Source organism: Enterobacter huaxiensis (assembly GCF_003594935.2).
Lineage (GTDB): Bacteria > Pseudomonadota > Gammaproteobacteria > Enterobacterales > Enterobacteriaceae > Enterobacter > Enterobacter huaxiensis.
This window is the reverse complement of the sequence record NZ_CP043342.1, coordinates 480,792-494,881: the sequence shown is the minus strand read 5'-3', so window position 1 is coordinate 494,881 and position 14,090 is coordinate 480,792. Positions and strand designations below refer to the sequence as shown.

The 14,090-nt window shown below is 56.6% G+C and carries 10 protein-coding genes; 2 read left to right on the top strand and 8 right to left on the bottom strand.

Translation table 11 applies throughout. From position 1 onward, the window contains the following. Positions 1–17: 17 nt before the first annotated feature. The 4 genes from D5067_RS02410 to aaeX form a co-directional block, all read right to left on the bottom strand. Positions 18–1,472: an NAD-dependent succinate-semialdehyde dehydrogenase gene (locus D5067_RS02410; RefSeq protein ID WP_119936783.1), complete on the bottom strand. Its 1,455-nt coding sequence runs from the start codon at positions 1,470–1,472 to the stop codon at positions 18–20. A gap of 88 nt (positions 1,473–1,560) precedes the next feature. Continuing rightward, a complete protein-coding gene (gene aaeB, locus D5067_RS02405; protein WP_119936782.1) occupies positions 1,561–3,528 on the bottom strand; it encodes a p-hydroxybenzoic acid efflux pump subunit AaeB in 1,968 nt (655 codons plus the stop codon). Between the two features lie 5 nt (positions 3,529–3,533). Continuing rightward, positions 3,534–4,466 (bottom strand): p-hydroxybenzoic acid efflux pump subunit AaeA, encoded by a 933-nt coding sequence (aaeA, locus tag D5067_RS02400; protein ID WP_119936966.1) that lies wholly within the window; start codon positions 4,464–4,466, stop codon positions 3,534–3,536. Between the two features lie 7 nt (positions 4,467–4,473). Then, on the bottom strand, positions 4,474–4,677 hold the full coding sequence (aaeX, locus tag D5067_RS02395; RefSeq protein ID WP_003860416.1) for a p-hydroxybenzoic acid efflux pump operon protein AaeX: 204 nt from the start codon (positions 4,675–4,677) through the stop codon (positions 4,474–4,476). A 179-nt stretch (positions 4,678–4,856) separates the two neighbouring features. On the opposite strand from aaeX, the gene aaeR reads away from it, so the two are divergent. Further along, complete coding sequence (aaeR, locus tag D5067_RS02390) at positions 4,857–5,783, top strand: HTH-type transcriptional activator AaeR (RefSeq protein WP_119936781.1); 927 nt, start codon at positions 4,857–4,859, stop codon at positions 5,781–5,783. 217 nt (positions 5,784–6,000) lie between these two features. Continuing rightward, positions 6,001–6,615: a YagU family protein gene (locus D5067_RS02385; protein WP_119936780.1), complete on the top strand. Its 615-nt coding sequence runs from the start codon at positions 6,001–6,003 to the stop codon at positions 6,613–6,615. Positions 6,616–6,663: 48 nt separating this feature from the next. Here D5067_RS02385 and tldD read toward each other — a convergent pair whose 3' ends face one another. The 4 genes from tldD to D5067_RS02365 all read right to left on the bottom strand — a co-directional run bounded on the left by tldD (position 6,664) and on the right by D5067_RS02365 (position 14,086). After that, on the bottom strand, positions 6,664–8,109 hold the full coding sequence (gene tldD / locus D5067_RS02380) for a metalloprotease TldD (protein WP_119936779.1): 1,446 nt from the start codon (positions 8,107–8,109) through the stop codon (positions 6,664–6,666). Between the two features lie 84 nt (positions 8,110–8,193). Beyond that, positions 8,194–11,991 carry an AsmA2 domain-containing protein YhdP gene (gene yhdP / locus D5067_RS02375; RefSeq protein ID WP_119936778.1) on the bottom strand — a complete coding sequence of 1,266 codons (3,798 nt, stop codon included), beginning with the start codon at positions 11,989–11,991 and terminating at the stop codon, positions 8,194–8,196. 42 nt (positions 11,992–12,033) lie between these two features. Beyond that, positions 12,034–13,503, bottom strand: coding sequence for a ribonuclease G (rng, locus tag D5067_RS02370; protein WP_119936777.1), 1,470 nt, complete (start codon positions 13,501–13,503; stop codon positions 12,034–12,036). Beyond that, complete coding sequence (locus D5067_RS02365) at positions 13,493–14,086, bottom strand: Maf family protein (RefSeq protein ID WP_119936776.1); 594 nt, start codon at positions 14,084–14,086, stop codon at positions 13,493–13,495. The genes rng and D5067_RS02365 overlap by 11 nt, the downstream gene beginning before the upstream one ends. Between the last annotated feature and the right edge of the window lie 4 nt (positions 14,087–14,090).

Below are 14,090 nucleotides of genomic sequence, written 5' to 3'. Positions count from 1 at the left end.
GCCTGCCACCCCGTCTTTTATAATCCCCCGATATGCAGGGTTTTGACTTCCAGAAACTCGTCCAGCCCCAGTACAGAACCTTCGCGGCCCAGCCCGGACTCTTTCACCCCGCCAAATGGCCCCAGCTCCGTTGATACCGCACACTCGTTGATACCAATCATCCCGCTCTCAATGGCCTGCGAGACGCGGAATACGCGCGACAGGTTTTGCGTATAGAAGTAGGCCGCCAGCCCGAAAGGCGTATTATTGGCGCGCATAATCACCTCATCTTCCGAGGTGAAGCGGAAGCAGGCGGCAACGGGGCCAAAGGTTTCTTCTTCCGCCAGCTTCATGCCTTCGTGGCAGTCGCCCAGCACCGTTGGCGTCCAGAAGTTGCCGCCAAGCGAGTGCGGTTCGCCTCCGGCAAGCACGGTCGCGCCTTTGGCAACGGCATCGTCAACATGCTCACGCACTTTATCGACGGCCGAAGATTCAATCAGCGGGCCAACCACCACGCCCTCCTCCAGCCCGTTGCCGACTTTCAGCGCCTTCACCGCATCAGCCAGCTGATTCACAAACTTGTCGTAAACCGTTTCCTGAATATAAAAGCGGTTAACGCTGACGCATACCTGTCCGGCATTGCGGAATTTGTTGGCAATCGCCCCTTTAACAGCGGCATCAATATCCGCGTCTTCAAAGACGATATACGGAGCGTTTCCTCCCAGCTCCATCGAGACTTTTTTCATTGTCTCTGCAGCATTGCGCACCAGCGTTTTGCCCACGGAGGTTGACCCGGTAAATGAGATTTTACGCACGTCGCGGCTGGCCATGATGGCGTCGCTGATTTCCTGGGTATTGCCCGCCACCGCGTTGAGGACGCCATCCGGTACGCCGGCCTGTTTCGCCAGCGTCAGCAGCGCGAAGGCGCTGAGCGGCGTGTTGTTCGCGGGTTTAATGACCCCCGTGCAGCCGGCAGCCAGTGCCGGGCCAAGCTTGCGGGTGAGCATCGCCATCGGGAAGTTCCACGGCGTAATGGCAGCAACGACCCCGACAGGTTCACGGGTAGCCAGAATGCGGGAGCCGGGTTTGATCGGCGGAATGATCTCGCCGTTGGCACGCTTGGCCTGTTCGGCAAACCACTGAATAAAGCTCGCCGCGTATTCAACTTCGCCCTCGGCTTCTTTCAGAGGTTTACCTTGCTCGGTGGTCATTAGCCGCCCAAGCCAGCTTTTATTTTCGATAATCAGCTCATACCAGCGGTAGAGGATCGCCGAACGCTCTTTAGCGGTTTTAGCACGCCATGCGGGAAAGGCATTGGTCGCGGCGGCAATGGCCTCTTCGGTTTCGGCTTTACCGGCCTTCGCCACCTTTGCGATCGTCTCGCCCGTGGCCGGGTTTAGGACATCAAACGTCGTGTCGAGCGTTTTCCAGATGCCGTTAACCAGATATCCGTTCTGAAAAAGAATATGGTCCTGAAGAGCCTGGGTAGTCATGTGTCCTCCCTTTCTGAATGTTAGAGCCTGCAGAAATAAGTATAGCCACAAAAAAACCGACGCTTCTGGCGTCGGTTTTTGACATTCCTCAGCTATCGGTGAGGGCGTTTTGATAGCGATGCAGCATAAAGACCAGCCGGCCTACCGGCTCGGTCACCTGCGGCGGCGCTTCCCAGGTCTTCAGCTTTTCCTGGTAGACATCCAGCTCTTCCAGCAGCTGCGTAAAGTAACGACGCCGCTTGTCATCGCTGGAGGCGGCGATCACATGGTCAGCGGTATGCCGCAGTTTGCGGTGATACGCAGAGAGATCGTCATTGATCGGCACTGGCGCATTTCGCAGACGCTGGTGGGCAATGATCATCGTTAACGCCAGACGGAACTTCGCGATATCCCCCGGGAATTTGTTCAGCAGTAAAAACAGCTGCTGATACAGCGCGGGAAGATGGTTCTCTTTGCGGCGCGCGGTGTTGGTCGTCAGGGACGATACGGCAGCCGATACAAACTGATTCAGCAGTACGCGGCCGGTACGTGCCTGCGAGTTATCGCGCACCAGCAGGATAACCATCATCGCCAGGAAACAGCCCACCAGCTGCCCTAACGCACTGTCGAGGAACTGGCTGAAGTGAAACGTCATGGGGTTATCCAGCACCAGGATATTGATGGTACTCGCGAGGGCGCCCAGCGATCCCAGACGGCGCTTTTGCACCTCTATCCCGATAAAGAACGCCATGACCGCCAGGCTGATACAGAGCAACAGCATGCTCTGCTGCGTCGACGGTAGAATGACCAGAAAATAGAAGGCACCCAGCGGTAGCGCGGCTATCGTTCCGTACAGGAAGTCGACGGCGACCATGCGCGGGTTGGGCAAACGCATCGCCAGCGCGGTCACAACGGCAATCATCACCATCGCGCCGCTGCCGGACGTCCAGCCGGTCCACAGCCAGAACAGCGTGCCGAGCATACAGGCCAGCGTCGTGCGCCAGAAGTTAACCATCGCATGATGGCGTTCAGCCGATTCCGCCTTGATCACCACCTCACCCTGCAGCACCTCTTCTTCTGCCGCGCTGATTTTGGTATTGCTAATCACACCGCGCTTCAGCAGCAGGTAACGCGTCGCGGCGCCTACCCAGGTGTAGATTGTCACAGGGGTGTCGCGCTCGCCCGTCCACGCGATCACCCGGCGCATACGCTTAAGCTGCCTGTGCACGTCCTGCACCGTTTCAACAGGCTCGGCAAACAGCTCGCGGAAGGTATCAGTGACCACTTCCGGACGCGTATTCTGAATCAGATAGGTTTCACACGCCTGGGTGATCAGCGTTAAGGAGACGGTGTTGAGCGCTTTAAGGCGGCGGTTGGCGCGGGTCCAACGCGAAGATTCCATGTTGAGGTTGCTTCGCATTCCTTCCAGCGCCTGCGTGCGGCGCACCAGGCCGCTCCAGGCCTTGTCGACCTCTTCACTGTCACCATGCGCAATGCACTGCTGCATCAACTGGTACTGAGCAACAATGAGCGCATCGAGTTCACGATCGACCTCCTGCTTGATGGATCGCGGCGAGAACAGCAAATCCGCCACAATCGCGCAGACGATACCAATCACAATTTCGCTGCAGCGTTCGACGGCAAACTGCGGGGCAAGCAGCGGCTCGGTCTGAATAGTGATGACAATGATCAGCGCGGTATAGCCAGCCAGCCCCCAGGCATAGGAGTTCTCCACTTTCACCAGCGAGGAGACCCAGGTACAGAACCCGGCCCAGATGCAGCAGACCATGAGCATCAGCAGCGGCGTGCGGATCATCAAAATAATGATGGTGAGCGCGGCGATACAGCCAATAAACGTCCCGACAATACGCAGCATCCCACGGTAGCGGATGGCGCCAGAATAGGGTTCGCCGCCCGCAGCAAACGCGGGGCCAGCCGCGACGATGGCGGCCGTCAGCACCGCCCAGCGGGGTGTTTCAAGCTGGAAGTGAAAGCCAACAAACAGCGCCAGCACAATGGCGCACGCCAGCTTCACGGCGAAGCGGAGGTGCTGGCTGGCGATGGAGAAGATACCCATAGCGATTAACCAAACTCGCGCAGGCGATGGGCAAGCTTACGGAAGAAAGAGTCCTGGCTGGCATCACGGTCTTTCTCGCCGGTGATGACCACGGTCGCGGTGGTACCCGCAGGCCACAGGTTCCCCTGCTGCTCATCCAGATGAATACGTACCGGAACGCGCTGCGCCAGACGTACCCACTCCAGGTTGGAGTCCACGGTCGCCATGCCTTTGGTATCGTTAGCGCTGCTGGAGTTGGTCACGCCCGCGGCAACGCTGTCGACGGTGCCTTTAAAGACGCGGTTACTGCCCAGTGGCGTAATTTCAGCACGATAGCCAGGACGCACGCCTTCCAGCTTGGTCTCTTCCATATAGGCGAGCACGTAGAAAGAGTTTTGCTTCACCAGCGCCACGGCGGTGGAGCCACGGGTGATAAATTCACCGGCATAGACGTTGAGGTTAGTGACCCAGCCATCAGAGGGGGCGCGGATGACCGTACGCTCCAGATCGAGCCTGGCCAGATCGCGCGTTGCTTCGGCTTTCGCCTGCTGGTGTAACACGGTTTGCAGCACGTTATTGGACTGATCAATCTCCTCGCGGGACATCGCCTGAACGCCCAGCTGGTTACGACGTCCGGCTTCACGGCGTTTTTCCGCGGCCAGCGCCTTGTAATAGGCCACGTCCGCTTCAGCTTCTTCTAACGCTTTCTGGTAGCGAGGCTGGTCGATGGTAAATAACACCTGGTCTTTCTTCACCAGCTGGTTATCGTGAACATTCACCGCCGTAATCAGCCCGGCAACGTCAGGGGCGATTGCCACCACGTCCGCGCTGAACCGCGCATCGCGCGTCCACGGTGATTCAGTGTAATAAACCCATGCGCGGAAAATTGCGATGAAGGCCAGGACGACCAGCGCCATGGTGATAGCAGTGCGGGAGATTTTTCTTGTTAGCGTTTTCACATCAACCTCAGACAAACATGCGCGATATCAGATAAAACAGGCAGCAATACAGCGCGGTATTGAACAGTGCAGGGTGCCAGACGAAATCGTAGATCCCGGTAGGGACCAGCACCTTGCGCACCAGCCAGAAGATCGCCAGTGATAAAAGAAGCTCGAAGAATATCGGTGGGAACGACAGACCGAACACCACGATAACGGGAAACAGACTCATGTTGACCTTGATAAGAGAGAGTGCAGGTTACAGAATTTTTAAGCACGCGCCGCCGCAGGAGAGCAAGAAAAGCCGGGCGAGAGTGGCGCAGCCGTTATGTAATTAATAATATATTAACGTAACTGTTATGCTGTTATCTATAATATGTGATCTAAATCACTTTTAAGCCAGAGTTAACAATGGAACGTTTAAAACGCATGTCCGTTTTCGCCAAAGTGGTTGAACTCGGCTCATTTACGGCCGCTGCACGCCAGCTTCAGATGAGCGTCTCGTCCATCAGCCAGACCGTCTCAAAACTGGAAGATGAGCTGCAGGTGAAGCTGCTCAACCGCAGCACCCGCAGCATCGGCCTGACGGAGGCCGGGAAAATTTACTACCAGGGCTGTCGCCGCATGCTGCATGAAGCCCAGGATGTTCACGAACAGCTTTACGCCTTTAACAACACGCCTATCGGCACGCTGCGCATTGGTTGTTCTTCAACTATGGCACAAAATGTTCTCGCTGCCATGACGGCGGAAATGCTGAAAGAGTATCCTGGATTAACGGTAAATCTGGTGACGGGTATTCCCGCGCCGGACTTAATTGCGGACGGCCTGGACGTGGTGATCCGCGTTGGCGCGCTGCAGGATTCCAGTCTTTTTTCGCGTCGACTGGGCAGCATGCCGATGGTGGTTTGCGCCTCGAAAAGCTATCTGGCCCAGTACGGCACCCCGGAAAAACCCGCCGATCTCAGCAACCACTCCTGGCTGGAATACAGCGTTCGCCCGGATAATGAATTTGAGCTGATTGCCCCGGAAGGGCTCTCCACCAAACTGCTTCCGGTAGGCCGGTTTGTGACCAACGATCCGATGACCATCTCGCGCTGGCTGGTTGCCGGTGCAGGGATCGCCTACGTGCCGCTAATGTGGGTAATTAACGAGATCAACAGCGGTGAGCTGGAGATCCTGTTCCCGCGCTACCAGTCCGATCCGCGCCCGGTCTACGCCCTGTATACCGAAAAAGATAAGCTACCGCTCAAGGTTCAGGTCTGTATTAACTATCTGACCGAGTATTTTGTGCAGGTGGCGGAGCTGTTTCAGGGAATGCGGGGACGAAGGAAAGAGTAATAATATTATCCCGGAAATATATTAATCATAAATATTTTCGGGGTATTCCCCGGCTCATTAAGAAGCAGCCCATCCTACTATCAAGAATAGCGAATTGACACTATCACCCTCAGCCCTTTACCTTATCAATAGTCTGCCAAAACAGACTGTTATATATTTGTTACCAATATGAATAATAAAATGTATTACGCAGGATGACATTAAACAAGGAACAGAAATGAATATATTTGAACAAACACCGCCTTCCCGCAGGCGCTATGGACTCGCCGCTTTCATAGGTTTGATTGCAGGGATTGTCTCCGCCTTTGTCAAATGGGGAGCCGAAGTGCCGCTGCCGCCGCGCAGCCCGACGGATTTATTCACCGCCGCGTGTGGACCTGAGCAGCTAATAAGAGCAGCGAGCCAGATTGATTGCTCCCGCAATTTTCTTAACCCCCCTTATGTATTTCTACGCGACTGGCTGGGGATCGCCGATCCTAATGCAGCCGTTTACACATTTGCCGGGCATATATTTAACTCGGTTGGCGTAACGCATATTATTTTTTCTATTATCTTCGCCGTAGGATATTGCGTTGTTGCTGAAGTGTTCCCGAAAATTAAGCTCTGGCAAGGTTTACTGGCAGGCGCGTTAGCTCAACTGTTTGTTCACATGATCTCATTCCCGCTAATGGGGCTGACGCCTCCACTCTTTGAACTACCGTGGTATGAGCATGTATCAGAAATTGTCGGGCATCTGATCTGGTTCTGGTCGATCGAGATTATTCGTCGCGATTTACGTAACCGCATCACGCACGAGCCCGATCCGGAGATCCCGCTGGGTAACGCACGATAAAAAAATGGCGCTACCCCTGGTAGCGCCATTTTTTCATACTTGTTCAGATCAGGCCGTACCGCCCACCGTCAGGCTGTCCACTTTCAGCGTCGGCTGGCCCACGCCAACCGGCAGGCTCTGCCCTTCTTTACCGCAGACGCCCACGCCGTTATCCAGCTTCAGATCGTTACCGACCATCGAGATCTGCTGCATGGCTTCAATACCGGAGCCAATCAGGGTTGCGCCCTTCACCGCTTTGGTTACTTTGCCCTTCTCAATCAGATAGGCTTCTGAGGTTGAGAAGACAAACTTACCGGAGGTGATATCCACCTGGCCGCCACCAAAGTTTGGCGCAAAGATACCGTAATCAACGGATTCGATAATCTCCTGCGGCGTGGAGTGACCCGGCAGCATGTAGGTGTTGGTCATGCGCGGCATCGGCAGGTGTGCGTAAGATTCACGGCGGCCGTTGCCCGTCGGCGCTACGCCCATCAGGCGCGCGTTGAGTTTGTCCTGCATGTAGCCTTTGAGCACGCCGTTCTCAATCAGTACGTTGTACTGGCCAGGCGTTCCTTCGTCATCGATAGAAATCGAGCCACGGCGGTCAAGCATGGTGCCATCGTCGACAATGGTGCACAGTTCAGATGAGACAAGTTGCCCCATCTGGCCGCTGAACACTGAGGTTCCGCGACGGTTGAAGTCGCCTTCCAGACCGTGCCCGACCGCTTCGTGCAGCAGTACGCCAGGCCAGCCAGCGCCAAGCACAACCGGGAATGCTCCTGCAGGCGCCGCGACAGCATTGAGATTTACCAGCGCCATGCGCACGGCTTCTTTTGCCCATGCATCAGCACGCGCTTCACCGTCAACGTCGCCCAGGAACCAGTCATAGCCGAAACGACCGCCGCCGCCGCTTGAGCCGCGCTCGCGTTTGCCGTCGTCATCGACCTGCACGCTGATGGACAGCCGCACCAGCGGACGCACGTCGGCTGCCAGCGTCCCGTCGGAAGCGGCAACCAGAATCAGTTCATAGACACCGCTCAGGCTGGCGGACACTTCCTGCACGCGTTTATCCGCAGCCCGCGCCACTTTATCCACGCGACGCAGAATATCCAGCTTCTCTTCGCGGCTCATGCTCTGCAGCGGATCGATGCTGGTATACAGCGCCGTGTGCTGCACTTCGCCCAGGGTTTTCACGCGTCCATCGCCGGAATCACGCACAATGGTGCGCGCGGCCTGAGCGCTTTGCTCCAGCGCAGCAAGGCTAATCTGGTCGGCATAGGCAAAGCCCGTTTTCTCGCCGCTTACGGCACGCACGCCGACGCCCTGGTCGATGTTATAAGATCCATCTTTGATGATGCTGTCTTCTAAAACCCAGGATTCGTGATAGCTCGACTGAAAATAAAGATCGCCGTAGTCGAGTCGGCGTTCGGTCAGTTGACCAAGAATGGAGAACAGGTCCTGATGGCTCAGGCCGTTCGCTGCGAGCAAATGTTCACTTACCAGGTTCAGACTCATCGTATTGCTACTCGTTCGTTGCCGCCCGGGGCGGTAAAAAGATCGTATTTATTGAGAGTGAGGCAATTACCTGCCCACGTCAAATCATTGCTGTGCATCTTTGCGCGGCTGGCGCAGCACCTCGTTAATCTGTGGTTTATCCACCGGGCCGGTAATGCGATAGCGCAGAATGGAGACTTTGCTCCAGAGCGGCCCCAGCACTTTACTGGCGGCAAATACCGCCGCACCGACGATAGGGTTCACCACAAAGGCCGCCGCAACGCCCACGCTTGCAGAAATCTCCGGCGCCACCACGGCTTCCATATCCAGCTCCCGGCGCACGAGATCCACCGAGCCTTTCATCGCGATATCCGCTTCCAGGCCATCCACCAGCGTATCGTCGGTGTGCAGAACGCCATCTTTGATCCACGCCGTGCTGCGAATGGAATCGTAGTAGAAACCTTCGCTGAAGGTATCGCTAAAGTCGAAGCGCAGCTTGCGCAGCAGCGCGTCAAAACTCAGCAGACGCAGGATCTGCCCGGCGCGCCCCGTGCTCACATCGGCAATCTCACCCTTACCGAAGTTGGTTTTCAGGATGCCGTTAAGCGAAGCTTCATCAGGCGTCCACGGCGCAGCGCGCCAGTGTAGATCGTAATTCACATCGAATGACGAGCCGCGAAGCGGCGTGCTGATGCCAAAGAAGTTCGCCGCTGCGTCCAGCTTGTTACCCTTGATGTCGCCTTTCAGCGAGGTGCGCTGCTCGCCAGGATTGTTGACCCATTCGCCCGCAGCCGTCAGGCGACCAAAGCCGGTATCGACCAGCCCACCGGTCAGGCTCAGGGTATTGCCTTTAATGGCAAAATCGCCGTCAATACGGCCATATTTCTGCCCCCACAGCCAGCATTCAGCGCAGCGTAGCTGCAGATCGGGCCAGCCGCTGAAATCGACCCGTGAAGCGTTACTGAACGGCGACGGGCCAGCAGGATCTTTACTGCTCGCGGCTGTCGGGTTGTAGTAGAGATAGCGGATCGCGGCCAGCCACGGCGCGTTATCGCGCATATTTAACGTGGCGTTAATTTCCCTGCCCTGCGCCTCAACCTTCGAGCCGTTGCTCGTCGGCTGCGAGACAATGCTCAGGTTATTCCACCGCTGTCCACCCAGGGTCAGCGCAGGCGTGCGAAGGGTGATAGTCTGCGGGAACTGGGCGGCTTGATCGACGTTTTGCCCCACGCCTTTTTGGAACAGCGCCAGCCATTCAGCACCATCCATGGCAGGAAGGTTAAGTTCAATGCCTGCCTGCTCGGGCAGCGGCGGCGTGGTGCGACTGTCCGTCGTCCAGATGGCTCTGTCGAGAGTAAGCTTGCGGTTAAGCAGCCAGTGGCTATTGAAGTGATTTGTCCCGCCTGCGCTGCCGGTTAGCTCGAAGCTATTGAGGTTGCCATCAACGTTGAGCTTCACCGGCAGCGGCTGTCCGGCTTTTTTATCCAGCGGGGCGGGAAGCTGGCTGCTGATGTTTTTCAGGTCGCCAGCGATATCGACCTTATACCGTGCTCCGGCGTGATAAGGGAGGTCGATAGCTACCTTACCGTTCCAGGAAACGGCACCATTAACCGATTCCGCGACTGGCTTTGGCAAAACGTCCATTCTGGCAGGCTGCCAGCTGGCATCCAGATTAACCGCTACCTGGTAAGCCTTTTCGCCCTCGGTGGTGGAGAAGTCAATATTGACGGGCTGGCTGAACCAGCTGGCTGTGAGCGGCTCACTCTTCAGGTTCCCGTTCACGAAGCTGAACTGCCCGGTGAGGTTTTTCAGCGTGCTGTCGAGCGGCTTGATGTACAGGCTATTGTTGTTCAGGCGAACATTGCCTTTCGCGGTGGTCATCTCGCCGTCCAGCGGGATATCGAGATGTAAGCGAGCATTCACATCGCCATCCAGCTGCAGCTGCTGAAGTGTGGCCCCCAGTGAGTCTTTTAGCGGCGTATCCTCAAAGTACGGGCCAACGGTCTTGCCCGGGCCGTTGATATCCGCATCAATCAGCAGCTTCTCTTTAGAGTAATCCGGGATGTTTGCCGTCAGGTTGCTGGCCGTTACGCCGCCCAGCGCCACGCTGTCGGACTTCATCCACAGCCCGTCATTAAGGAAGTTGAGTTCGATATCCAGATTTTTCAGGGGCGGCCACTCAGGCTGGAAGGCATAGGTAGCGTTGCGCAGCGGTACCAGCACCTGGAACTGGCCTTCATTGTGTTTGTACGGGAACAGGTGCGGGTTACCGCCGTAGACCAGCGTGGCGTTATCGGCCTGGCCGCCCTGGATCGCGCCGCTCAGGTAGTCAACCAGCGCTTTGCCCATCAGGTTTTCCGGGAAGTAGCGCCAGGCCTGTGAGCCATCGTCAGTGCTGATGCCCGCAAGAATGCCCAGCCACGGCTCATCCCCTTCGGGCTGCAAATAGCGGAAACCTCCGCGCGCATGCACCGCTTTGGCTTTTACATCAATATCGCGGCCATCCAGCTGGAAACCTTTTTCGTTCTTCAGCCAGTTAAGCGTGGCGTTGCCTTGTTCAATTTCGAGAGGCGCCCGGAAGACGGTTTCGTAAGGCATTTTGGCATTACGCATATCGACCGTCAGCCTGCCATCTTCCACGCTCCCTTCCAGCTTTCCGCTGAAGTGTTCGGCCCCCGGCAGCAGTTTCCACTGCTTCCAGGCGAGATCTTTCCACGTGGCCTGAAAGCGGGTTTTCTCGGTCGCCTGTAACGGGATATCCAGTGCCAGCGCGCTGATGTCCCCGCTTGGCTGTGTCGCCAGCCAGATTTCACCCAACTGCGGCGAGAGTTTTGCCGCCATCGAGCGCAGCCCTTCCACCGCGGCCAGATCCAGGTTGCTGGCGCGGATGCGCAGTTCATCGCTGCGTTTGCTGCTGTTGCCCCCGACGTCCTGCTCCGCCATCCAGGCCAGCGTCAGCGCGCCGCGTGGCCAGGGTTTGCTGTCCATGGTGATGCGGGTATCCGGAATAGCAAACTGCCAGCCTTCTCGCTCTTTTGTAATATGTGCGGTGAGGTTATCAACGGAGAGCTGATGTTGATTATCTTCACCTTTCCAGCTGGCGCCGCCCTGCTTCAGCCAGATGTCACCGCTGGCGAATTCCCCTTTCGTCAGCGTCATCCAGCCTTCGAGGCTAAAACGGGCGGTTTCCAGCTGCATATTTTGCTGTATCCAGTCACCCAGCCAGGGTTTGACGTCAACATCGTCGGCCTGCAGCCATACCTTGCCGTTGTTCAGCAGGCCGTCATCGTCACGCAGATCCATCCGCACCTGCATCACACCGTGCTGCCCGTTCAGGCTGGAGAGGTTCACCTGGCCTTCGGCGCGGTGACGATCTTTCCCGTTCAGCCAGGTCAGCTGCGGGATCGCCAGCTCAGCGCGCTGGCCAGAGAGCGTAATAAAGCTCACTTCGCTGTCCCGAAGATCGAAATGATCGAACTGGCGCAGGAAGAGATCGCTAAAACGGTTGGTTTCCAGACCCTGATTGCTGTCGCCGCTGCGCAGCGGAGTATTGGTCAAAAACTGAAGCTGATAAAAGGTGAGATCGCGAAACTGCCAGCGCAGATGCAGCAGGCTTTGCCAGACGTCCAGCGCCAGGGTGACGCGTTTGATTTTAAGATGGCCGCCGTCTTTCAGGCTGGCATTGATATCCCGCACATCAAGCGTGGGGCCGAAGTTCTGCCAGCTCGCGTCAATCTGGCTCACGTCCACCGGCACGCCGGTGGCTGATTCGATTTTCGCCAGCACCTGCGGACGCCAGCTGTCGAGATGCGGTAGAACGAGGCGCAGCCCGCTCACGAGCAACGCGACAATCACCACCAGCGTTGCCCCTGTAAGCAGTAAAATCCCCGGCAATCGCCTCACGCATCTCTCCTTGTCAGCTTTGGTCTCGCAGCGCACTGCGGTTTACATCATTACTACGTCAAATTGCTCCTGGTTATAGAGCGGTTCAATCTGCACTTTAACCTGTTTGCCGACAAAGATTTCCACTTCTGCCAGCGCATGCGACTCTTCGCCTTTCAGTGCTTCAGCCACCGAAGGGGAAGCATAGACCAGAAAACGATCGGAGTCGTAGGCATGATGGACACGAACAATTTCACGCATGATTTCGTAGCAGACGGTCTCCACCGACTTTACCGTGCCGCGTCCGTGACAGGTAGGACACTCGTTACACAGCACATGTTCCACGCTCTCACGGGTCCGTTTCCGGGTCATTTCCACCAGGCCCAGCTGCGAGAAGCCGTTAATGCTGGTTTTCACGCGATCTTTACTCAGCGCCTGCTCAAGCGAGTGCAGCACGCGGCGGCGATGGTCTTCATTATTCATATCGATAAAGTCGATGATGATAATGCCGCCCAGATTGCGCAGTCGAAGCTGACGCGCGATGGCCTGCGTCGCTTCAATGTTGGTGTTGAAGATGGTGTCATCAAGGTTGCGATGGCCGACAAATGCCCCGGTATTGATATCCACGGTGGTCATCGCTTCGGTCTGATCGATGATCAGATAGCCGCCGGATTTCAGCTCAACCTTACGCTCCAGCGCGCGCTGGATTTCGTTTTCGACGTCAAAGAGATCGAAAATAGGCTGGCGGCCAGAGTAGTGTTCCAGCAGGCCCGGCATTTCCGGAATGTACTCGGCGGTAAACTCCAGCAACGCTTCATACGTCAGTCGGGAGTCCACGCGAATGCGGTCAAGCTGCGCGTCGGCGAAATCACGCAGAACACGCTGCGCGAGCGCCAGCTCGCCGTACAGCTGATAGCGGGTCTGGTTGCGTTTTTTACGCTCCATCACTTTGGTCCAGACGCGCTTAAGGTAGGCAGCATCGGACGCCAGATCGTCTTCGCTGATCCCTTCCGCGGCGGTGCGGATGATAAACCCGCCCTGCTCGTCACAGTAGGCGCTGACCACTTTCTTCAGACGTTCGCGCTCGGTTTCGCTCTCAATACGCTGAGAGACGCCCACGTGCGACGCGCCGGGCATGAAGACAAGATAGCGGGACGGCAGGGTGATATCGGTCGTCAGGCGCGCGCCTTTGGTACCCAGCGGATCTTTCACCACCTGCACCATCAGATCCTGACCCTGGCGAACCAGCTCGGAGATGTCGCGTACGGCGAACTGCTTTTGCTCTTCGCCCGCCACGCACTCGGTATGCGGCATGATGTCGGAGGCATGAAGAAATGCCGCCTTATCGAGTCCAATATCTACAAAAGCCGCCTGCATACCCGGCAGTACACGACTGACACGACCTTTGTAGATATTGCCTACTATTCCGCGTCGCGCTTCACGTTCAATATGAATTTCCTGAAGAATGCCACCATCAATGTAGGCCACACGGGTTTCCGAGGGCGTTACGTTTACCAACAATTCAGCCGTCATAATTATCCCTTCCCTCACGCAGTGAGTTAAAATTGCTCAGCAACTCATACGTTTCCACCAGCGGTAAGCCGACTACGGCGTGATAGCTGCCATTAATCTTCCTGACAAAACAGCCACCCAACCCTTGAATACCGTATGCACCTGCTTTATCCATCGGTTCACCGCTGGCAATGTAAGCGGCGATCTCGTCGTCGGTAAGTACTCTGAACGTGACATCCGTAACGACCAGGCAATCCAGCACCTGCTGGCTATCCGCCAGCGCCACGGCGGTCATCACCTGATGCGTTTGCCCGGACATTTTACGCAGCATACGTGCCGCATGTTCAGCGTCGTGCGGTTTCTCAAGCACCTCACCGTTCAGAATAACGATGGTATCCGCCCCCAGCACCGGTAAATCACGCGACGTTTGCGCCACGCCAGCCTGTGCTTTCTCGCGCGCCAGGCGGGAAACGTACTGTTGGGCACTTTCACCTTCGGCACGTTTTTCTTCGATACCGGTAACGATACGTTCGAAAGAGAGGCCCAACTGCGTGAGCAACTCCTGGCGACGCGGAGAGCCGGAAGCTAAATAGAGAGACGTCATAGAA